Consider the following 19767-nt stretch of genomic DNA (forward strand, 5'->3'; position numbering starts at 1 on the left):
AGCCGCATTCCGGCCACAAAGATGTATTGATCGTAGTGTAACGCAGGTGTTAGCGTTCCTGCGATTTTCAAGCGGCGCGCCTGCGCCTACGAGATGATGGGACAACCATCGCGGACCGGGTGGACTGCAGTTGCGGTAACCACTCATGCAGACTTGGGACGCTAAGTCGCTGTATCGGCGGCTTGGTTAGGCCGCTTGAACCAAGGGTAGGGGGCCAGGCCAGCAGGTTGTTGCTGGCTCAGCATCGAAGTTTTTTTGGGGCGGGGAGTCTTTCGGGACAAACCCGCATTGACCATTGTGAGGCGAGAAATGGTGAACTTGAAGAATTTGGTTCGCGCGTCGCTTATGGCGACAGTGGCGGCGGGCGCCTTTGGGGGGGCCGCCGTAGCGCAGCTGAACCAAACGCTCGAAGTCGCGCGGGGTGATACGCAGAACGGGGCTCAGACCCAGTCGCGCATCGAGCAGCTGGATGACCAGCGGACCGACATTGAACTGGAATTTCGCGCGCTGCTCGAGCAGATCGAGTCGCAGCGCCTCTTTGTCGAGCAGCAGCAGGTCTTCCTCCGTTCGCAGGAGAACGAGATTGCCTCGCTCGAGCAGCAGATCGGTCGCGTTGACAACATCGAGCGCGATCTCGCGCCGATGATGCGCGAAATGGTTGTGCTCCTCGAGGAGTTCGTGGCGCTCGACCTGCCCTTCCGTCTTGAAGGCGAAGCTGGCCGTCTGGCCCGCATCGAACGTCTTTACGAGTTGATCGACGATCCGAGCATCTCTCCGGCTGAACGCTATCGCGTCATCCTCAATGCTTACGACATCGAGGCCTCCTACGGTCGCGGCGTTGTCTCCTACGACGAAGAAGTCCTCGAAGAGGGCATTCCGGTTCAGGTGACCGTGCTGCAGATCGGCCGTGTTGCCATGATCCGGAAATATCCCGACAGCAGCATGACGATCCTCCACAACGGATCGAGCGACTGGGAAGCCCTTCCGGGTAGCTACGAAGCCAATGTGACCCGCGCCATCCGCATCGCTCAGGAAGTGACGACGCCAGAAGTCTTCCTGGCCCCGCTGCCTGGCCCGACGGTCGCCCAGTAACGGCTTGGAACGGAGAGTTAAGTTATGAAAACCACAATGAAGATGCTCGCCGCTGCCGTTTCACTTGGCGTGGCCCTTTCCGCCGGTGTCGCGGCTCAGACCGAGCCGGCCGGTTCCCTGAACGAACTCCTCAATCGCGTGCGTTCCGACGCCCGCGAGGCCAGCGCTGAAAATGCCGCTCGCCTGCGTGAGTTCCAGCAATCGACCAACCAGCAGCAGGCCCAGCTCAACACGGCCCGCAACGAACTGGCTGCGCTCGAGCGTCAGGCGACAAACCTGTCGGCCGAGTTCGAAGCCAACCAGGTCCGTATCGACGAGCTCGATGCCGAGCTTCGCCAGCGCCAGGGTGCGTTCGGTGAGCTGTTCGGTGCTGCCCGCCAGGCCGCTGGCGAGTTCGCCGCCATCGTCAACCAGTCGCTGATTTCGGCCCAGTTCCCGGGCCGCGCTGACGCGCTGGAAACCCTGTCCAACAGCCGGACCCTGCCGACCCGTGCGGAACTCGATTTCATTCCGCGCCGTGTCATCGAAGAGATGATCCAGCAGCAGCAGGTCGTCACCTTCAATGGCCGGGTCACCGGCATTGGCGACGGTTCCGCGGTTCCGATCACCCGCGTCGGCCCGTTCCTGGCGTTCACGAACTACAACAACAACCAGCGTTTCGCCCTCTGGGGTGAGAATGAAAACACGGGCGCCTACAGCCTGACCGATATGAGCGTGCAACCGCCGGGCAATATGGTCGGTGCCGCCTCGACGCTGTTCAATGCGAATCCGGGCGAAGTCGTGATGGGTGTTGTTGACCCGTCCCGTGGCCCGCTCCTGGACATCTACAAGGACGTCCCGGACCTCGAAGAGCGTATCGAACAAGGTGGTGCTGTTGGCCGGGTCATCATTGGCCTGCTCTTCATCTCCGCCATCTTCGGTATCTTCCGCATGGTTTCCCTGCTGATGACGCAGGCGGCTGTCTCGGGCCAGAAGCGCAAGTCTTCCGGTTCCAAGGGCAACCCGCTGGGTCGTGTCATGATGGCTTACGAAGCGGCCAAGGACAAAGACGTCGAGACGATGGAACTCAAGCTGGATGAAGCCATCCTGCAAGAGACTCCGAAGCTCGAATTCGGTCTCAACTTCCTGAAGCTGGCTGCCGGTATTGCACCGCTGCTGGGTCTTCTGGGTACCGTGACCGGTATGATCAAGACCTTCACCCAGATCACCCTGTTCGGTACGGGTGACCCGCGCATCATGGCTGGTGGTATCTCCGAAGCCCTGATGACCACGGTTCTGGGTCTGGTTGCGGCCATCCCGCTTCTGTTCATCCACAGCTTCGCGCAAAGCTTCGCGCGCGGCGTTCAGCAGGTGCTCGAAGAGCAGGCGGCCGGCATGATTGCTCGCCACGCTGAAGAACGCGCACAAGGCTAACCGGAGGAAGCGTTATGGATTTCCAGGCCGTACAAACCGGCCTTCAGGAGTTCCTCGAGCGCGGGGGCCCCGTCCTGGTTGTCATCATGGCAACAACTTTTGTGATGTGGGCCTTTATCCTCGAGCGCTTCGCCTACTTCTACATGGCGCATGACGCCATGGCGAAGTCGGCGAAGAGGGAGTGGAATGCGCGGGCAGACCGGAATAGCTGGTATGCCCACGCCATCCGCGACCAACTCATCTCGGAGGTCAAATCGCGTTGCGATCAGAATGTCGAGCTGGTGAAAACCCTCGTCGCTGTCGCGCCGCTCTTCGGACTGTTGGGAACAGTGACCGGCATGGTCTCGGTTTTCGACGTCATGGCAATCTCAGGTTCGTCTGATGCCCAGGCCATGTCGGCCGGTGTCTCGCGGGCTACGATTCCCACCATGGCTGGCATGGTTGCGTCCCTTTCGGGTCTCATCTTCGCCACCCAGATCGAACTCCTCGCCAAGCGTCGCGTGTCGAAGCTGGCGGACGAGCTCGAGATCGGTGAAGGAGCCGTGTCATGAGACGTCGCCAGCAACACAAGGACGATCAGGCCGAAGTGAACATGACGCCGATGCTCGACATCGTGTTCATTCTTCTGATCTTCTTCATCGTCACTGCCACCTTCCTTTCGGAAGAAGGCATCGACATGCGTCCGCCACCCGATAACGATTCGGAGACGCCGCCTGATGCTGCGCCGCCGATCGTCATCCAGGTTGATGATGACAATGAGATCTTCGTCAACCAGGTCCGGACCGATGTGGACCGCGTGCTTTCAGCCGTAAACCGCTTCCGGGCGGAAGAGCCGAATTCCGCAGTTCTTCTTGAGGTCTACGACGAAGCCGAGCACGGCATCATCGTTCAGATCTGGGATGAAATGGGTGCCAATGGCGTGCCGGTTTCGATCCAGCGTCAGACCGACGAATCGGGGAGGTAGACATGGCGAGACGTGCAAGCCGCGTGAATACCGATGAGGAAGATGTCGAGCTGAACATGACGCCCATGCTGGACGTCGTCTTCATCCTCCTGATCTTCTTCATCGTGACCTCCGTCTTCATCAAGGAGCCGGGTGTGGACACTGTCCGTCCCGACGCCGTGACCGAAGATGACGAGAACCCCTCCATGCTCGTGGCCGTGACGGCCGAGAACGAGGTATGGGTCAATCGTCGGGTCTATGAGATGAACGAACTCCGCGGGATCATCGAGCAGTTGCTGCAAGAGAATCCCAAGGGTCGTGCCATGATCCAGGGTGATGAAGGTGCCAATATCGGTCTGATCCTCGACGTCCAGGAGCTCCTGTCGGAGATGGACGTTGAAGTGAAGATTTCGACGTTGCAGTAGCGAGAGGAAAGAAAATGGGTAATTTCATTCGTCTCGTTATCGGCGTTCCGGTTGCGGCGATCATCACAGTCTTTCTCTTCGTGCTGATGCAGCGCCTGATCTCGGTTGACGAGGTCATTCAGGAGGAGAGTGTCGAGGATCGTCAGTTCTCGATTAATGATGAAGTGGCAGAGGTGGAAGCCCGTCGCCGCGACACCACGATCGATGACGTGCAACAGGTCGACCCGCCGCCCCCGCCGCCTCAGATCGAGCGGCAGCGTGCGGAGCAGCCGTCCGAAGGTCTCGCCACCGTCATGGGTGCGATTCCGGACTTCGAGGCCCCGCGCCTGGACTCCAACAATGTGAACTTTTCGGTCTCTGACCGCGATGCTCAGCCATTGGTCCGGATCCAGCCGCAATATCCGCTTCGCGCCCAGGAACGTGGGATCGAAGGGAGTTGTTGGGTTCGCTTCGACGTGACTCCTGACGGCACGCCGACCAATATCGACATCTTCCGGTGCGACAGCTCATTCTTCGAGCGTGAGTCAATCCGGGCCGTCGAGCGCTGGCGCTATAACCCGAAAGTCGAGAACGGTATTCCCGTCTCGCGTACGGGTGTGGAAACGCGCTTCGACTTCGTGTTTGGCGACGACTGATCCGTGTGATCCGTGTGCGGCGGGCCGTCGGTCCGCCGCGCCACACCGGCCGGACGGGATACAGCCAGGATCACCAGGATCCGTATCCCGCGAGTTTTTGAAAAGCCGACCCGGGGAGTTGGGTTGGTATGAAGGAGCCATCGATGACCCGTTTTTACGGTTTCGATACCAAGGGCCTCATGCGCGGCGTCGCATCACTTGCCCTCGCCGTGTCCATGGCCGGGGTAATGATGTCGGATGCCGACGCACAGCGCCGTCGCAATAATAATGACGAGGCCGAGTCCGAGCAGAACCAGGCGGAGCGGGTTTTCTCCGCTGCGATTGGTCAGATCGTTCTTGAAGCCCAGACCCAGCAGGCCGCCGAGCTGTTCGCTGATTCGATCGTCACGCTGAACCGTGCGCTCGGCAATGCCGCGATCAACCCGTATGAGCGCTCGATTGCGCTGCAAATGCGGGGGCGGTCCTACTATGAGACCGACCAGGTCATGCCGGCGATCCGTGACTGGGAAGCCGCGATTGCATCCGGCGGCATGCTGCCGAACGAAACGACCGATCTGCGCATCAATATCGGCCAGCTCTATATCGCCGAGGGTGATTATGCCCGGGGCATTTCGGCACTGGAACAGGCCGTGGCCCAGGCCGGTGAGGACGTCCTCAATGTCCGCGTCATAAAGATGCTGGCCCAGGCCTATGCCCAGGCCGAGCGCTATCGTGAAGGTCTGCCGTGGGCGGAGCGTTTCTGGGCGGAACATCCGCGTGCCGATCGCGTGCGCGGTGATTACTCGCTGATGCTGTTCTACTACCAGCAGCTCGAGCGCGTTCCGGACCAGTTCCGTATCATTGAAGAAATGGTGCAGCGCTGGCCGACCGAGAAGAATAACTGGCGCTCCTACGCCTCTCTCCTGGCCCAGACCGGCCGCGAGCAGGATGCGTTTGAAGCCAACAAGATCATGTATATCAACGGCATGTTCACCGAGAGCCGTGAGATCGTGGCGCTGGCCCAGTATTATTCCTACTATGAGTATCCCTATCGCGGTGCTGTCGTGCTTGAGCGCGAGCTCAATGCCGGCGTCGTCGAGCGGACCCGCAATAACCTCAACCTCCTGGCCAATATGTGGCGCCAGGCGCGTGAGTGGGAGCGGGCCATTCCGGTCCTGCGTCAGCTGGCTCAGCTGACCGGTGACGGGGATGATTATCTCAAACTGGCCGAAGCGCTGTGGCAGCGTCGTGAACTCGATGATGCCGAAGATGCCTTCACCGAAGCGCTGAACCGGGGCGGTCTTGATCGTCCGGGTGATGCGTGGACGCTGCTGGGCAATGTGCGGGCCGAGCTCGGTCGCGAAGAATCGGCGATCGCTGCCTTCCGTGAAGGCGCGCGTTATCCGTATTCGCGGTCCACGGCGAATGGCTGGGCGACCTTCATCACCAACCGTCAGCGGGCTGCCCGTGAGCGGATCGAGATCCGCGAGCGCGTCCGTCAGGACGAGTGCCGTTTCTCGGTCGGTGACCTGATGGAAACAGCCATCCTGCTGGGTGATGTCGATGATAATGGTCGCATCATCGTCGATGTGCCGGATCGCTGTGACGACCTGTACAACCAGTACGGTGAAGAGCGCAGTTCCGTTGCCGAGGCTGATGCCGCAGACGAAGCGTCTGACGCCGGCTGATTGCCGCGTTCGAACGACACATGATCAACGCCCCGGCTGGTTCAGCCGGGGCGTTTTTCGTCAGGGCGGGGACCGCGTCACCCGCCCCGGTCGGCTTTGCCCCAAAGACAACCCCAAATCGCCACAATCCCGCCGCCATGGCCGCCGAAGCTTTCATTACATGACGGTAATGCCGGGCTGGGGAGTTCGCGTCATGTTTTGGGGAGATGATCATGGACAGGATTACGCATCCGGCACGTGGCGCCGGTCATCACTTTGTGGCCATTGCCGCGCTGGCGGTCAGCATTGCGCTTGTTGCCGGCTTGGCCACCGTCGCACCCGCCCGGGCGGCGCAAGACCGGGAACGGGCCGAGCAGACACTCTCGCCCGCGCTCGGTGAACGATTGCTGGAATTGTTGGAGATGGAAGAAAATGGCGCCTGGCTCGAGGTCGAGGCCGGGTATACGCGCTTGATCGAAGAGCGTGCATTGACGCCCTATGAGCGCGCCGTCCTGCTGCGCCAGCGCGGACGAGCCCGCTATGAACTGGAGCGGCTCGACGCCGCGATCGGCGATTGGCGCTCGGTCATCGCGCTCGCCGTCCTGCCCGATGAGGATGCCAATGCGCTGCGGGTCAATACCGGGCAATTGCTGATGGCGGCCGAGGATTTTCGCGCCGGTATCAATCTCATCGAAGCCGCCATTGATCGCGGAATTCCGTTGACGGTCGACCTCGCCATGCGTCTGGCCCAGGCCCATGGCCGGCTCGACGACCACACCGGTGGCCTGCCCTATGCCCGCTCGGCCTTCACCATGGCCGAGACCGAGGGTGGCGCCTCACGCGAGCAGTTTTCCCTCCTGCTCTATTTCTACCAGCAGCTCGAGCGGACGCCCGAACAGCTGGGCCTGATGGAGCAGATGGTGACGCGCTGGCCGGCAGAGAAAGCAAACTGGACCAGCTATGCCTCCTTGTTGGCGCAGGTCGGTCGCGAGACCGACGCGTTCGAGGTCAATCGAATCATGTATCTGAACGGGATGCTCAATTCGAGCCAGGAGCTGGTCCGGCTGGCGCAATACTATTCCTATTACGACTACCCCTATGGCGGCGCCGTCATGCTCGAGCGCGAGATCAATGCCGGCCGGGTCGAGGCGGGGACAGCCAATATGCAATTGCTGGCCAATCTCTGGCGTCATGCCCGCGAATGGGAGCGGGCATTGCCCGTTCTGGAGCGGGTCGCCACCACATCGGGAGCCGGACCTGACTATGAAACCTATGGCGAGGCGCTCTTCCAGGCCGGCAATCTCCGCGAAGCCGAGGCCGTCTTCGTCCAGGCCATCAATCGCGGTGGCCTGTCGCGACCCGGGGATACCTGGACCTATCTTGGCAATGTCCGCGTGGAGATGGATGCGTTCAATGCGGCTGAACAGGCCTTCCTGCGAGCCCTGGACTGGGAATACTCCCGCGCCGGTGCCCAGGGCTGGCTGCAATTCCTCAGCTCGAAACGGCGGATCATCCGGCAGGGCGCGGAGCTTGAACGGATCATCACCATTGAGAGCTGCGAACTCGCCATTCAGCGTGCCCGGCTTCAGGTGGTCGTGTCCGAGGATGAGTATGACAGCGAGGGGCAGCGCGTGCTCGATCTGCCGGACATGTGCGAGCCCTGGTTCGACACCCATGGCCACCGCCTGCCCGAGTCCGAGCGGACCTGACAACGGATCTGAACGCGCATGACGTCCGGGCGCCCGTACAATTCCCCGCAATCGCCCCATTTGACCGCGATTGCGCCGCGCTTTGGCCCCGGCCCGGGGGCCAGGCTGATTGTGCGGCCCGTCCTCGTGTTGTGAGGCGGGTCGCACCGGCCAACCCGGCGCCGGTGAACGGTGCCGGGCCCCTGGCCGGATTTCGGGGCATTCCTCTGTGAGGCCATGCAGAACTCGCCCGTGGGGAGGCTTGTTCAATGACAGCCATAGTCCAGAATTTACGTACACCGATCGTGCTGCCGGTCGCGGCAGCAATCACCGTCGGTCTTTTCCTGATGATGCGGGAGATGATTGATGTGGGGCCGGTTGAACCGGTCGTCGCGACCGAGCGACCGGCCTATGCGATCAATGTCGAGGTGGATCCGATCGACCCGGACCCGCGGATCGACATTACAGCGATCCCGCCAGTTGAGCCGCCGCCGCCGGTCCAGCGTCTGCCGGTGGATAGGAGTGCGCCTGCCAATCCTGGCGACGGGGTGACCTACGGATTGCCGCCGGTTGATCCGCCCGAGTTGAGCAATAATGAGGGCCTGGTACAGGTAAACCGCAACCCGGTTCCGATTGTCCGCATCCAGCCGGTTTTCCCGGCCGTTGAAGCTTCGCGCGGCAATTCGGGCAGCTGCACGGTGATGTTCGATATCACGCCGCAGGGCACGACGACCAATATCCGCCCGGTCGCCTGTGACAGCCGGGCCTTCGAGCAGGCCACGCTGAATGCGGTCAGCCGCTGGCGCTACAATCCGCAGGTCCAGGATGGCGAACCCATTCTCTTCCGCGGCGCCACAACGAGGCTCGACTACCAACTCAACGGCTAGGGTGCAGGAGTGAGGCGGCACAGGTGTGCCGCCTCTCACGCCATGCCTTGTCATCCCTGATGGACGCCCCGCGTAGGCGCGGCAAGAAAAAGGCCCGGATCAATCGATCCGGGCCTTTGTATTCGACTCAAACGCAGCGACTACTCCGCCGCGATGGCTTCCACTTCACTGTCAGCCAGGCCGACCGTCATCAGGGCGAAGGCCCAGTTGAGGGCGGTCTCGCGCAGGCTGTCAAAGCGGCCCGAGGCGCCGCCATGGCCGGCCCCCATATTCATCTTCAGCAGGGTGAGGCCGTCATCGGTCCGGCGATCCCGCAGGCGTGCGACGTATTTGGTCGGCTCCCAATAGGTGACGCGCGGATCGGTGAGCCCCCCCGTGGCGAGGACGTGGGGATAGGCCATGTCCTGGATCTGGTCGTAGGGCGAGTACTCGATCATCGTCTGATAATCTTCCGCGCTCTCGATCGGATTGCCCCATTCCGGCCATTCCGGCGGGGTCAGGGGCAGTTCCGGGTCCGACATGGTGTTGATCACGTCGACGAAGGGAACCGCCGCAATGGCGCCGGCAAACAGGTCGGGCTGGAGGTTGATCGCCGCACCGACGAGCAGGCCGCCGGCTGAACCGCCATAGGCAACAATCTGGCCGCGCGAGGTGTAGCCGAGCTCTGCCAGGGCCTCCCCCGAGGACACAAAGTCACGGAAGGTGTTGATCTTGTTTTCCAGCTTGCCGTCCAGATACCACTGATAGCCATTGGCCATGCCGCCACGGATATGGGCGGTAGCATAGACCATGCCGCGATCCACCAGCGAGAGCGGGGTGACGCGGAAGGAGGCCGGGATGGTGATGCCGTAGGAGCCATAGCCATACAGCATCAGCGGCGCGCTGCCATCAATCGGCGTATCGCGGTGGTGAAGGATGGTGACCGGGATCTGCGCTCCGTCATGGGCCTCGGCCATGATGCGGCGAACGACATAATCTTCCGGATTGTGACCGGATGGCACTTCCTGACGCTTCAGCAGGGTGCGGTCCTGGCTGCGCAGATTGTAGTCATACGTTTCTTCCGGCGTGGACGGGCTCTCATAGGAGAAGCGCAGCACATCGGTCGCGAACTCGTAACCGGCCGAGGCGCCCAGTGAATAGGCCTCCTCGTCGAAGTCGATATTATACTCTTCGCCAGTGGCATACTCGTGCACGACAATGCGCGGCAGGGCGTTCTCGCGCTCGACGCGAACCTGCCAGTCGGCAAAGCCGATGACGCCATTGATCAGCGTGCCCGGACGATGAGGGACAAAGTCCTCCCAGTTTTCGCGCCCCGGATTGTCGAGTGGAGCCGAGACGATCTTGTAGTCGACGGCCCCGTCCAGATTTGTCCGGAAGTAGAAACGGTCGCTGGCCTCGGTGAGATAGTATTCGACATCATCCTCGCGGGCCGCGATCAGCACCGGGTCGGCGGTCGGGTCATTGGCGTCGAGAAGGCGGATCTCGTTCGAGGTATGCCCGCCGGCATTGATGACGATGTGATTATTATTGTCGCTCAGGCCGACCGAGACGAAATAGCCGTCATCGGGCTCTTCATAGATCAGCTCGGACGCACCGCCATTGGCGGGCTGGCGATAGACGCGCTTGGAACGGCCATTATCGTCGCGCCAGACCCAGTACAGCGTAGCGCTGTCATTGGCCCAGGTGAAATCACCGGAGCTCTCATCGGTCAGGGTTGCGACGATGGCACCGGAGGCCACGTCCTTGACCCGGATCTCGTAATACTCGGAACCGCGCACATCGACCCCGAAGGCGACATAGCGATGGTCCGGGGAGTGCTCCATGGTGGAAAAGTCGAGATAGTCGAAATCGGCCGCCTCGGCGTCGCCATCAACGAGGATTTCCTCCTCGCCGACCAGGTCGCCGGTTTCCGGGTCGACCGCACGACGCGAGAAGACCGGATACTGGCCGCCCTCGCGATAGCGCGTGAAATAGGCATAGTCGCCATCGCGCTCGGGCACCGAGCTGTCGTCTTCCTTGATGCGACCACGGATCTCCTGGAAGATTCGCTCCTGCAGCGCCTCGGTCGGTGCCATGACGGCGTCGAGATAGGCGTTCTCCGCGTCCAGCAGCTCGCGGACATCGCTGTCCAGGACGTCCGGCTCGCGCATGACCTGCTGCCAGTTCTCGTCCTTGATCCACTGATATTCGTCGATCCGGGTGAAGCCGACCTGTTCGATGGTGACCGGACGCTGCTCGGCGCGCGGCGCTTCCAGGCCCTGGGCCCGCGTGATCAGTGCGCCGTGGGTGTCGACGGTGGGGGTGGCGGCCGGATTGTCGGACGTCATGTCAGTCTCCTGGCTGCAGGCGACGAGTGCGAGACCGGCAAGTCCCACCCCCATTCGCCTGGCAAGCGGCAAATAACGCATGTTTATTCCCTCATGTGTGCAGGCTAGTTCTCGCCGTCCTCGGGATGGAAGTCCAGCGCGCCGCCATTGGTGCAATAGCGCTGGCCGGTCGGCTGCGGGCCGTCCGGAAAAACATGGCCGAGATGGGCCCCGCAATTGGCGCAATGGATCTCGGTGCGGGGCAGGCGCAGCTTGTAATCGGTCTTGCTCTCGACAGTGTCACCGGCGAGCGGCTCCCAGAAGGAGGGCCAGCCGGATCCGCTGTCATACTTGGTGCTGGCAGCGAACAGCGGCACGTCGCACACCTTGCAGTGATAGGTACCGGCGCGCTTTTCCGCGTTGAAGGGGTGGGTGAAGGCGTGTTCCGTGCCTTCCTCGAAGGCGATGGCATAGGTGTGCGGGTCAAGCTTGGCCTTCAGGGCCTCGATTTCGGCATCACTCAGTTTCGGCATCTTGGCGCTCCGGCTCGGCTTTGCGGTCCGGGCCGGTGAGCGTATGCGCCGACCCGCGTCTCACAGACAATATGGGGGTTGTCAGGCAGATGGCTACCAGGACGAGGCCAAGCCCGACCATCGGAATCAGCGCGGACAGGTTCGGTCCCAGCTGTCCGACCACGATTCCCATCAGAACCGCGCCCGCCGGCATGCCGCCGAACAGGCCGAGCTGATAGACCGACATGACCCGGGCCAGCTTGTCCGGTGGGGCCTGTTCCTGGACGACGGAGCGCGACAGCGAGATGGCCACGCCGGCGCCCAGACCCCAGCCGAAGACCAACAGGTAGAGCGACCAGAAGGGCAGGTGGAAATAGAAGGCGCCGGTGGCCAGGACGGTGACGGCCTGGGCCAGGATGAGAGCGCGTCCCGGCTTCTCGATATGGCCGAATTTCACCAGGGCGACATTGGCGACCAGCGCGCCGACCCAGAAGGCGACCATCAGGCTGGCAATCTCGGGAAATCCGCCGCCATAGCTCTCGCGGATGATCAGCGGGATCAGGACCAGGAAGGCCCCGCCGACCACAAGAATGCCCAGAGCGATCATGATCAGCGTCATCGGCATCAGGACGGGCGAGGTGAAGACCGCCTTCACGCCATCGGCGAGGTCGGCCATCGGATGGGCGGTGGATGTGTCGCGCTTGGAACCGAGGCGCGGCAGGAAGGCCGCCGAGATGCCGCCAATGCACAATCCCGCTGCCTGCATCAGAAAGAGGGCGCCGGGCCCGGTATAGGCCGCGAAATATCCCACCGCCATGCCCGCGATCTGGGCGCCGAACTGGACCGCCGAGGCCATCACCACGGCGCGCTGCAACTCGATCCCGCCATGTCGGGTCCGGGCCGAGATGCGGACTACCGGATTGATCGCACTGTCGCGCGCCGGCATGACGAAACCGCCAGCCACGCCGATCAGCAGCGCGAAGCCGACCATGACCCAATAGGTCAGATGGCCGGTCATCAGCATCAGGCCCAGCGCGCCCGCCGAGAGACCGGCGAAGATGTAGAAATAGAAGACGATACCGCGCCGGTCCTTGCGCTCGGCCAGCACGCCGGCGAAGGGCAGGAGCAGCATCATCGGCGCCGTCAGTGCCGCCTGGGCCAGGCCCAGCCGCTCCGGGCTTTCCTGCAGCGTGAAGGTGATGACGCCGGGAAAGAGGGTGGTCTGCAGGCCGAAGCCGAAGAACCAGCCGGCGACGAGTACCAGATAGGCGCCGAATGGCGGCATGCGGAGCTTGCGATTGCCAGCGAGGGGGCGAAATACGGGCAAGGTGTGACCAGGTCTCTTGCGGACAGGAGGGCATCGGTTTCGTGAACCGGCGTGATTTGTATTGCGCCTTGTCTAGCAACATGTTCGCTTTAAGCAAATCAGTCCTTTTCAGAAGCGAGTCGTCGATCATGAAATTCGTCAAACCCGGCCTCGGCCTGCTCCTCGCCGCCTTCATGATTTTCATGGGAATCCAGAAATTCGGCGACGCCAATCCGATCTTCAGCCATCTCGCCGCTGAGTCGGGCATTGAATTCTTCGAGCCGCAGGTGCGCCTGCTGACCGGCGTGCTGGAAATACTGGCGGCCATACTGCTCGCAGTCGGCGTCTTCCTGAAAAGGTTTGAGGGGTTTGGCGCACTGCTCTCGCTCGGTGTGATCGGTGGCGCGATCGTCTTCCACCTGACACCCTGGCTCGGCATCAATGCACCGGTCGCCTTTGCTGATGGCGGTGGCTATGTCTACTCGCCCATGTTGTTCGGCATGGCAGTGGTGTTCGGCGCGCTGTCGGCCGTGCTGGTCTGGATGGACAAGGACAAGCTGCCGGTCATCGGCAAAGCCTGACATGCAAGGCTTTCGTCCTACGTTTCATTAACGTGAAGGCCTCATCCTGCGGGTCAGACCGGATCTGACAGGCCCCAACATGGCGAATGCCGAACCCTTTGAGCTCAGCGAGCCCGTCACGCCGCGCACCCGTGCCATCCTGGCCAAGCGGCTGGCGGACATTGTCGGCTTGCCGTCCAGCCGCATCACCCCGCGTGAGCGCTGGATCGTGGGTGATCTGCTCTATGATGTGATCCGGGCCAGCGATATCGATCTTCGCAAGCGCTGTGCAAAACGACTCGCAGTCCTGTCCGATGCGCCGCACCGGCTGCTGCGCACACTCGCCTGTGATGAATACGAGGTGGCCGAGCCCATCCTTGAAGAGTGCCAGGCGCTGTCGGATTTCGACATGATGGAGGTGTCGCGGGTCGGCAAGCTGCAGCACCGCCTGACCCTGGCCAAGCGCGAAAACCTCTCCGCGACCGTCTCTGCCGCACTGGCTGCCGGCGGGGAGCTCCCGGTGATCGAGCGCCTGCTGCGCAACAAGACCTCAGTCCTGGCCATGCCGACGGTCGACCATCTGGTCGGGATGGCCGCGGAGGAGACCGGTCTGGCACAGCTTCTGATCCGCCGCGAGGAAATGCGTCCGACCCAGGCTTTCCGCCTGTTCTGGGCCTGTGAGCATATCGACCGCTACCAGATACTCGAACGCTTCGCGGTAGACCGGACCATTTTGATCGACGCGTCCGAGGACATTTTCCCGATGGCGGCTGCGGACGCGTGGTCTGACCCGATGGTGACGCGCATCCTGCGCTATATCGATCGCCGTCAGCGCAATCGGGAAGCCGCCGAATTGAGCCCCTATGGCTCCCTGGAAGGCACGCTGGAAGCCATGGCGATGGACGGCGCACTGCCGGAAATCATCACCGAAATCTCGACCCTCGCCAATGTCGACCGTCGGCTGGTCCTGCAGATGGTCGACGACATGGCGGGCGAGCCGGTGGCGGTCCTGTGCAAGGCGACGGGCCTGAAATGGCCCAGTTTCGAGAATTTCTGGCGTGGCCTCGGTCGCTCGCCGACCAGCGAGCCGGTCGAGCAGGCCCGCAAGGTCTATGACAGCCTCTCGGTGGAAAAAGCCCAGACAGTGCTGCGCTACTGGAACCTGTCGATGGAAGACAAGGGCGGGAAATAGGGGCAGCTTTGCGGGGGCCTTCCCCTTGATGGGGAAGGTGGCGTGGCGCGGCGCATCGCGCCGGGTCGGAAGGGGTGACACGCGCAGCGTTTAGCCACCGACCGCCGTTCACCCACTCCGTCTCGCCGCTGACGCGACGATCCACCTCGCCCATCAAGGGCGAGGACCTGGTGATCGGCGCCTACCTCACCCGCCCGGCCCATTAATTGACGGGGACACGTATCGCTTTTTCCGGTTTAGCCGGGCCAGCTTCCAGCGGCATCAAGCACGCGCACCGGCTCCCTATCGACCGCTGGAGCCGTGGCGCCGCGCGCGCGGGGTGAGACGGCACGCGTGAAAAACGGGACATGTCCCGGCTTTGCTCGATCGTCAGGATGACGGTTGGACAAAGGCTTCAGTCCGTCGGGGCCCACATCTGGATGGTTTCGTAGAGATCGTCCCAATCAGGACTTGTCTGTTCGATGAGCGCCAATTTCCATTGCCGCCGCCATACCTTCAGTCGCTTCTCGCGTTCAATCGCGAAGCCGAAATCCTGATGAAACTCGTACCAAACCAGCTTCGTGACCCCGTATTTCCGCGTGAAGGCAGAGCCTTTGCCTTCGCGATGCATCATGACGCGCAAGGCGATATTCCCGGTCACCCCGATATAGAGGGTGCCGTTACGTTGACTGGCCAGAATGTAGACGCACGGATGCTTCGCCAATGTGGCCTCCGCCAGCTTGGCCTTTCGTCGCGTCATAGTGATGCGTGGTCCGGGCCGGGTCTGTGACACCGGTCACGCCGCCTTGTGACGCCCGGCAAGAAAAACCCTACTGCAAATGCGTCTGCATCTTCCCCGCCGCTTTATCTGGTCAAGACTCGTCTGAGAAGCTAATTACCGGGGCACAAGCGTTATCGCGCGGGGAGTTTCCATGTTCTATGGCATCAGCCTGACCGCCATTCTGGTGGCGCTCTGGCTCACCTTGTCCGGCCCCTTCACCCTGTCGGGGAATTACCCCATCGTCATGGGTCTGGGCGTTATCAGCATTATCGTGACGGTGGCACTGACCTACCGCATGCGGATCGTCGATCGCGAGACCGTTCCGGTCGGGCCCGCCGTTCCGCTCTTTGCTTATTGGGGCTGGCTGGGCGGCGAGATCGTCAAGGCCAATCTGGCGGTGCTGCGTCTGATCATGAAGCCGGAAATCGAAGTCGAGCCTCGCCTGGTGCGCGTCTCTGCCGAGCACCGCTCCGAGCTGGGCCTTTGCGTCTTCGCCAATTCGATCACGCTGACACCGGGCACGGTGACCGTGGATGTCGAGGGTGACGGCTTCCTCGTTCACGCGCTGGACAATTCCTTTACCGACCCGGCCGGATTCGCGGAGATGGGCGCACGCTCCGACACCGCCTCCGACGGCAAGAAGACGGGAGCCAGCTGATGACTTTCCTGACTTTCCTCGTTGCCATCGGCATGGCCGTGGCGATGGCCATCATGCTGGCCCGCCTGTTCGCCGGGCCGACCCTGTATGACCGCGTTCTGGCCGCCAATTCCTTCGGCACCAAGACCGTGCTCTTCCTGCTTGTCTTCGCCGCCCTCGTCGGGCGCCAGGACGCCATCGATATCGCGCTGCTCTATGCCCTGATCAATTTCGTCGCGACCATCGCGATCCTGAAATTCTTCCGCTATCGCTCGCTGGAAATCGCCCTGGCCCAGATGTCCCTGCGCAAGGCCCTGGACGGGGAGTATGAGAAATGAGTGCGGCCGAGATTTTCCAGCACGCCCGCGACGCCTTCTCGATCGGGGCCATGGCCGTCGGCCTGGTCTTCGTGATTGCCGGCGCCATCGGCGTGATGCGACTGCCTGACTTCTACACCCGCATGCACGCAGCCGGTGTCACCGACACTCTGGGCGCCGAGCTGATCATTGTCGGTCTGATGGCCCAGGCCGGTGACTGGCAGACGGCCGCCAAGCTCGCCCTGGTCGGCCTTCTTCTCTTCCTGACCAGTCCGACCGCGACCCATGCCATCGCCAATGCGGCGCACCGGGCCGGGCAGAAGCCGGATCTGTCGCACTTCAAGCCGAAACACCCGGCCGATGCCGGCTCGTCGGAGGGGCAGAAATGAACCACGCCGATCTGACCCAGTATCTGGACTATCTGCTGATCGCGATGTTGCTCGCGGTCGGTTTCGCGATTGTCCGCCTGCGCAATCTGTTCGCCGTGGTGATGCTGACCGGGGTCTATTCCCTGCTCTGCGCAGCCTGGTTCGTATCGCTCGACGCGGTTGATGTGGCCTTCACCGAAGCCGCTGTCGGTGCCGGCATCTCGACCGTGCTGATGCTCGGCGCAATGCTGCTCACCGCACGCGAGAGCGAGCCGGCCGGGGTCGGTCGCCACTGGGCGGCCTTCGTGGTGGTTGCGGCTGCCGGTGCGGCGCTCTTTTTCGCCATCCCGGACATGCCGGTCTATGGCGACCCGGAAAGCCCGGCCAATGCCTATGTCGGACGGGAGTATCTCGAACAGGTGCCGCATGACATCTCGATCCCGAATGTGGTCACGGCCGTCCTGTCCAGCTATCGCGGCTTCGATACCCTGGGTGAGGTCGTGGTGGTCTTCTCTGCCGCGCTCGGCGTGATGTTGCTGCTGGGCTTCGGGACCAGCGCGCGCCGCCGTGAAGAGGAGGAGGATTGATCATGTCTCCGCATCTCATTCTCCAAGTCGTCGCCAAGCTTCTGATTCCGCTGATTGTGGTCTTCGGCTTCTATGTGCAATTCCATGGCGAGTATGGCCCGGGCGGCGGCTTTCAGGCCGGCGTCATCATCGCGGTCGCCGTCATCCTCTACGCGCTGATCTTCGGCATCGACGCGGCCCGCCGGACAGTCCCGCCGGTCGTGGTCCGCTTCGGCGCGGCACTTGGCGTGCTGATCTTTGCCGGGGTCGGGGTCGCCACCCTGTTCATGAACGGGGCCGGCGAGCCGCTCAATTATCTCGATTACGATGCCCTGCATCCCGACCAGGGTCATCATACCGGCCAGCACTACGGCATTATCCTGATTGAAATCGGGGTGTTGACCACCGTCGCTTCGGTGATGCTGGCGATCTTCTATGCCTTTGCCGGCCGCGTGCCGGATATTCCGGACGAGGAGTGGTAGCCATGCTGGAAATCCTCGCAGAACGCTTCAACTACATCCCGATCATCATCCTGATGATGATCGGACTCTATGTGGTCATTGCGACGGGAAATCTGATCAAGCGGCTGGTCGGCCTGTCGATCTTCCAGACCTCGGTCTTCCTGCTCTACATCACCATCGGCAAGGTGTTTGGCGGCGCGCCGCCCATCCTCGAGACCTACAAGGTTGACGAGGGTTACGGCCATGGCGGTGACGCTGACGGTTATGGCGCGGCCGAGGCCGGCCATGCGGCCGACGCCGCTGCCGACCATGCCGAACCGGCAGTCGATGCGGCGCATCAGACCGCCGAGCTGCTTTACTCCAATCCATTGCCGCACGTCCTCATCCTGACCGCCATTGTGGTCGGGGTCGCGACGCTGGCCGTGGGCCTGGCCCTCGTGGTTCGGATCCGCGAGTCCTACGGGACGATCGAGGATGACGCCCTGAATGCCGCCGATTACTCGCTTGAATCCGGGAGCGCCGAATAATGCAGTTTCTGGCTGACTTCCTGCCGGCTGGCCTTGCCATGCACGCCCCGGCCCTGATTGTCGTCATACCGCTGATCACAGCGGCCGTGGCGGCCCTGATGCCGAATGGCCGGGTGGCCTGGATCGTGGCCCTGATCACCGCCGCGGCGGTGGCCCTGTTGTCGCTGAACCTGCTCGGTCAAGTGGCTGTCGAGGGCGTGATTTCCTATCACATGGGTGGCTGGGCGCCGCCGCTCGGGATTGAGTATCGCGTCGACATGCTCAATGTCGCCTTGCTGCTCCTGGTCGGATTTGTCGGCCTGTTGTGCGTGTTCTACGCCCTGCCGAGCGTCGCGGACGAGATCGCCGAGAACAAGCAGGCACTCTTCTATTCCGCCTTCCTGGTCTGCTTCACCGGCCTGCTCGGCGTGACCATTACCGGCGACGCCTTCAACGTCTTCGTCTTCCTCGAGATTTCCTCAATCTCGACTTATGTCCTCATCGCGATGGGGGCCGGGAAGGACCGGCGGGCGCTGACGGCGAGCTATAATTACCTGATCCTTGGTACGATCGGGGCGACCTTCTTCGTCATCGGCGTCGGCTTCCTCTATATGGCGACCGGCACGCTCAACATGGCGGACATGGCAGAGATCCTGGCGGAGAACGGGCATAACCGGGTCAGCCAGGCGGCCTTCGCCTTCATCGTGGTCGGTCTCGGCTTGAAGGCGGCGATGTTCCCGCTGCATGTCTGGTTGCCCAATGCCTATGCCTTCGCGCCGAATTTCGTCACCGCCTTCCTCGCGTCGACGGCGACCAAGGTGGCGTTTTACGCGCTGATCCGCTTCCTGTTCTCGGTCTTCCATCCCGATGTCAGCTTCGTCGAAATGTCCTTCGTCTGGCTGTTCGCGGTGGTCGGGACCGTGGCGATGGTGGTGGCGTCCCTGCAGGCGGTCTTCCAGACCGATGCGCGGCGTCTGCTGGCCTACTCCTCGGTGGCCCAGGTCGGCTACATGATGCTGGGTCTGGGCATGGGGACGGCCTCGGGCCTGTCGGCCGGCCTGCTGCATCTGATGAACCACGCCCTGATGAAGGGCGCGCTCTTCATGGCGCTGGGCGCTTTCGCGCTGAATTTCGGCGTCCGCCGGATCAAGGATCTTGCCGGTATGGGCAAGACCATGCCGGCTTCGGCGATGGCCTTCACCATTGCCGGCCTGTCCCTCGTGGGCGTGCCTTTGACCGTCGGCTTTACCTCGAAATGGTATCTCGTTACTGCCGCGCTCGAGCGTGGCTGGTGGTGGGCTGTGGCGGCGCTGATGCTGTCATCCCTGCTGGCACTGGCCTATGTCGCCCGGCTCCTGTCGGCGATCTGGATGGACAGCCCGCCCACCCATCATGGTGAGCTGACCCAGCGTCGTCTCGCGCCCTGGATGGTGCTGGTACCGATGTCGATCCTGGCGCTGGCCAATATCTATTTCTTCTTCCACGCCGACCCGTTGGTCTGGCTGGCCCGGTCCGCGGCCGAGGCCGTGATGGGAGGATCCTGATCT

The 19767-nt window shown here is 62.4% G+C and carries 22 protein-coding genes; 18 read left to right on the plus strand and 4 right to left on the minus strand.

Translation table 11 applies throughout. From position 1 onward, the window contains the following. The first annotated feature begins 309 nt into the window (after positions 1 to 309). From JXQ94_RS03680 to JXQ94_RS03720, 9 genes are all read left to right on the plus strand, one after another. The gene (locus JXQ94_RS03680; RefSeq protein WP_295696645.1) at positions 310 to 1092 is read left to right on the plus strand and encodes a DUF3450 domain-containing protein; all 783 of its coding nucleotides are present in this window, start codon (positions 310 to 312) and stop codon (positions 1090 to 1092) included. 24 nt (positions 1093 to 1116) lie between these two features. Continuing rightward, positions 1117 to 2505 carry a MotA/TolQ/ExbB proton channel family protein gene (locus tag JXQ94_RS03685; protein ID WP_421922460.1) on the plus strand — a complete coding sequence of 463 codons (1389 nt, stop codon included), beginning with the start codon at positions 1117 to 1119 and terminating at the stop codon, positions 2503 to 2505. A 14-nt stretch (positions 2506 to 2519) separates the two neighbouring features. After that, positions 2520 to 3056 (plus strand): MotA/TolQ/ExbB proton channel family protein, encoded by a 537-nt coding sequence (locus tag JXQ94_RS03690; RefSeq protein WP_366523972.1) that lies wholly within the window; start codon positions 2520 to 2522, stop codon positions 3054 to 3056. After that, on the plus strand, positions 3053 to 3469 hold the full coding sequence (locus JXQ94_RS03695) for an ExbD/TolR family protein (RefSeq protein ID WP_295696637.1): 417 nt from the start codon (positions 3053 to 3055) through the stop codon (positions 3467 to 3469). Before JXQ94_RS03690 ends, JXQ94_RS03695 begins: the two co-directional genes overlap by 4 nt. A gap of 2 nt (positions 3470 to 3471) precedes the next feature. Beyond that, a complete protein-coding gene (locus JXQ94_RS03700) occupies positions 3472 to 3873 on the plus strand; it encodes an ExbD/TolR family protein (protein WP_295696635.1) in 402 nt (133 codons plus the stop codon). A gap of 14 nt (positions 3874 to 3887) precedes the next feature. Next, positions 3888 to 4508, plus strand: coding sequence for an energy transducer TonB (locus JXQ94_RS03705; protein WP_421922461.1), 621 nt, complete (start codon positions 3888 to 3890; stop codon positions 4506 to 4508). Between the two features lie 143 nt (positions 4509 to 4651). Next, positions 4652 to 6175, plus strand: a complete 1524-nt coding sequence (locus JXQ94_RS03710; RefSeq protein WP_421922462.1) for a tetratricopeptide repeat protein — start codon at positions 4652 to 4654, stop codon at positions 6173 to 6175. A 212-nt stretch (positions 6176 to 6387) separates the two neighbouring features. Then, a complete protein-coding gene (locus JXQ94_RS03715) occupies positions 6388 to 7863 on the plus strand; it encodes a tetratricopeptide repeat protein (protein ID WP_421922463.1) in 1476 nt (491 codons plus the stop codon). A gap of 248 nt (positions 7864 to 8111) precedes the next feature. Then, the gene (locus JXQ94_RS03720; protein WP_421922464.1) at positions 8112 to 8729 is read left to right on the plus strand and encodes an energy transducer TonB; all 618 of its coding nucleotides are present in this window, start codon (positions 8112 to 8114) and stop codon (positions 8727 to 8729) included. Positions 8730 to 8869: 140 nt separating this feature from the next. On the opposite strand, the gene JXQ94_RS03725 is transcribed toward JXQ94_RS03720, so the two are convergent. From JXQ94_RS03725 to JXQ94_RS03735, 3 genes are read right to left on the minus strand one after another with little or no spacing between them, the layout of a single operon-like run. Beyond that, positions 8870 to 11137 carry a S9 family peptidase gene (locus tag JXQ94_RS03725; protein WP_421922465.1) on the minus strand — a complete coding sequence of 756 codons (2268 nt, stop codon included), beginning with the start codon at positions 11135 to 11137 and terminating at the stop codon, positions 8870 to 8872. Between the two features lie 23 nt (positions 11138 to 11160). Continuing rightward, positions 11161 to 11568 carry a peptide-methionine (R)-S-oxide reductase MsrB gene (gene msrB / locus JXQ94_RS03730; RefSeq protein WP_421922466.1) on the minus strand — a complete coding sequence of 136 codons (408 nt, stop codon included), beginning with the start codon at positions 11566 to 11568 and terminating at the stop codon, positions 11161 to 11163. Next, complete coding sequence (locus JXQ94_RS03735; RefSeq protein WP_421922467.1) at positions 11552 to 12832, minus strand: MFS transporter; 1281 nt, start codon at positions 12830 to 12832, stop codon at positions 11552 to 11554. Before JXQ94_RS03735 ends, msrB begins: the two co-directional genes overlap by 17 nt. Before the next feature lie 83 nt (positions 12833 to 12915). Here JXQ94_RS03735 and JXQ94_RS03740 point away from each other — a divergent pair, with 83 nt between their 5' ends. Together JXQ94_RS03740 and JXQ94_RS03745 are read left to right on the plus strand one after the other, a co-directional pair. Continuing rightward, positions 12916 to 13434, plus strand: coding sequence for a DoxX family protein (locus JXQ94_RS03740; protein WP_421922468.1), 519 nt, complete (start codon positions 12916 to 12918; stop codon positions 13432 to 13434). 79 nt (positions 13435 to 13513) lie between these two features. Beyond that, positions 13514 to 14605 carry a DUF2336 domain-containing protein gene (locus JXQ94_RS03745; protein WP_421922469.1) on the plus strand — a complete coding sequence of 364 codons (1092 nt, stop codon included), beginning with the start codon at positions 13514 to 13516 and terminating at the stop codon, positions 14603 to 14605. Between the two features lie 394 nt (positions 14606 to 14999). On the opposite strand, the gene JXQ94_RS03750 is transcribed toward JXQ94_RS03745, so the two are convergent. After that, positions 15000 to 15344: a GIY-YIG nuclease family protein gene (locus JXQ94_RS03750; RefSeq protein WP_421922470.1), complete on the minus strand. Its 345-nt coding sequence runs from the start codon at positions 15342 to 15344 to the stop codon at positions 15000 to 15002. A gap of 172 nt (positions 15345 to 15516) precedes the next feature. Between JXQ94_RS03750 and JXQ94_RS03755 the strand changes: the two genes are divergently transcribed. From JXQ94_RS03755 to JXQ94_RS03785, 7 genes are read left to right on the plus strand one after another with little or no spacing between them, the layout of a single operon-like run. Next, positions 15517 to 16023, plus strand: a complete 507-nt coding sequence (locus JXQ94_RS03755; protein WP_421922471.1) for a Na+/H+ antiporter subunit E — start codon at positions 15517 to 15519, stop codon at positions 16021 to 16023. Beyond that, on the plus strand, positions 16023 to 16340 hold the full coding sequence (locus JXQ94_RS03760; protein ID WP_421922472.1) for a monovalent cation/H+ antiporter complex subunit F: 318 nt from the start codon (positions 16023 to 16025) through the stop codon (positions 16338 to 16340). Before JXQ94_RS03755 ends, JXQ94_RS03760 begins: the two co-directional genes overlap by 1 nt. Then, positions 16337 to 16708, plus strand: a complete 372-nt coding sequence (gene mnhG / locus JXQ94_RS03765; RefSeq protein WP_295692921.1) for a monovalent cation/H(+) antiporter subunit G — start codon at positions 16337 to 16339, stop codon at positions 16706 to 16708. Before JXQ94_RS03760 ends, mnhG begins: the two co-directional genes overlap by 4 nt. Further along, a complete protein-coding gene (locus JXQ94_RS03770) occupies positions 16705 to 17274 on the plus strand; it encodes a DUF4040 domain-containing protein (RefSeq protein ID WP_421922473.1) in 570 nt (189 codons plus the stop codon). Before mnhG ends, JXQ94_RS03770 begins: the two co-directional genes overlap by 4 nt. Before the next feature lie 2 nt (positions 17275 to 17276). Beyond that, positions 17277 to 17735 carry a Na(+)/H(+) antiporter subunit B gene (locus JXQ94_RS03775; RefSeq protein WP_295692926.1) on the plus strand — a complete coding sequence of 153 codons (459 nt, stop codon included), beginning with the start codon at positions 17277 to 17279 and terminating at the stop codon, positions 17733 to 17735. Between the two features lie 2 nt (positions 17736 to 17737). Continuing rightward, entirely contained in the window at positions 17738 to 18241 is a 504-nt protein-coding gene (locus tag JXQ94_RS03780) for a cation:proton antiporter subunit C (RefSeq protein ID WP_295692929.1), read from the plus strand. Beyond that, positions 18241 to 19764 carry a monovalent cation/H+ antiporter subunit D family protein gene (locus tag JXQ94_RS03785; protein WP_421922474.1) on the plus strand — a complete coding sequence of 508 codons (1524 nt, stop codon included), beginning with the start codon at positions 18241 to 18243 and terminating at the stop codon, positions 19762 to 19764. Before JXQ94_RS03780 ends, JXQ94_RS03785 begins: the two co-directional genes overlap by 1 nt. Positions 19765 to 19767: the final 3 nt, after the last annotated feature.

Source organism: Maricaulis maris (assembly GCF_049116555.1).
Lineage (GTDB): Bacteria > Pseudomonadota > Alphaproteobacteria > Caulobacterales > Maricaulaceae > Maricaulis > Maricaulis maris_C.

Bases quoted from the DNA above. Each gene is read 5' to 3' on its own strand.
- JXQ94_RS03680 (WP_295696645.1), top strand. From the start codon at position 310: ATGGTGAACTTGAAGAATTTGGTTCGCGCGTCGCTTATGGCGACAGTG.
- JXQ94_RS03685 (WP_421922460.1), top strand. From the start codon at position 1,117: ATGAAAACCACAATGAAGATGCTCGCCGCTGCCGTTTCACTTGGCGTG.
- JXQ94_RS03690 (WP_366523972.1), top strand. From the start codon at position 2,520: ATGGATTTCCAGGCCGTACAAACCGGCCTTCAGGAGTTCCTCGAGCGC.
- JXQ94_RS03695 (WP_295696637.1), top strand. From the start codon at position 3,053: ATGAGACGTCGCCAGCAACACAAGGACGATCAGGCCGAAGTGAACATG.
- JXQ94_RS03700 (WP_295696635.1), top strand. From the start codon at position 3,472: ATGGCGAGACGTGCAAGCCGCGTGAATACCGATGAGGAAGATGTCGAG.
- JXQ94_RS03705 (WP_421922461.1), top strand. From the start codon at position 3,888: ATGGGTAATTTCATTCGTCTCGTTATCGGCGTTCCGGTTGCGGCGATC.
- JXQ94_RS03710 (WP_421922462.1), top strand. From the start codon at position 4,652: ATGACCCGTTTTTACGGTTTCGATACCAAGGGCCTCATGCGCGGCGTC.
- JXQ94_RS03715 (WP_421922463.1), top strand. From the start codon at position 6,388: ATGGACAGGATTACGCATCCGGCACGTGGCGCCGGTCATCACTTTGTG.
- JXQ94_RS03720 (WP_421922464.1), top strand. From the start codon at position 8,112: ATGACAGCCATAGTCCAGAATTTACGTACACCGATCGTGCTGCCGGTC.
- JXQ94_RS03725 (WP_421922465.1), bottom strand. From the start codon at position 11,137: ATGCGTTATTTGCCGCTTGCCAGGCGAATGGGGGTGGGACTTGCCGGT.
- msrB (WP_421922466.1), bottom strand. From the start codon at position 11,568: ATGCCGAAACTGAGTGATGCCGAAATCGAGGCCCTGAAGGCCAAGCTT.
- JXQ94_RS03735 (WP_421922467.1), bottom strand. From the start codon at position 12,832: ATGCCGCCATTCGGCGCCTATCTGGTACTCGTCGCCGGCTGGTTCTTC.
- JXQ94_RS03745 (WP_421922469.1), top strand. From the start codon at position 13,514: ATGGCGAATGCCGAACCCTTTGAGCTCAGCGAGCCCGTCACGCCGCGC.
- JXQ94_RS03750 (WP_421922470.1), bottom strand. From the start codon at position 15,344: ATGACGCGACGAAAGGCCAAGCTGGCGGAGGCCACATTGGCGAAGCAT.
- JXQ94_RS03755 (WP_421922471.1), top strand. From the start codon at position 15,517: ATGTTCTATGGCATCAGCCTGACCGCCATTCTGGTGGCGCTCTGGCTC.
- JXQ94_RS03760 (WP_421922472.1), top strand. From the start codon at position 16,023: ATGACTTTCCTGACTTTCCTCGTTGCCATCGGCATGGCCGTGGCGATG.
- mnhG (WP_295692921.1), top strand. From the start codon at position 16,337: ATGAGTGCGGCCGAGATTTTCCAGCACGCCCGCGACGCCTTCTCGATC.
- JXQ94_RS03770 (WP_421922473.1), top strand. From the start codon at position 16,705: ATGAACCACGCCGATCTGACCCAGTATCTGGACTATCTGCTGATCGCG.
- JXQ94_RS03775 (WP_295692926.1), top strand. From the start codon at position 17,277: ATGTCTCCGCATCTCATTCTCCAAGTCGTCGCCAAGCTTCTGATTCCG.
- JXQ94_RS03780 (WP_295692929.1), top strand. From the start codon at position 17,738: ATGCTGGAAATCCTCGCAGAACGCTTCAACTACATCCCGATCATCATC.
- JXQ94_RS03785 (WP_421922474.1), top strand. From the start codon at position 18,241: ATGCAGTTTCTGGCTGACTTCCTGCCGGCTGGCCTTGCCATGCACGCC.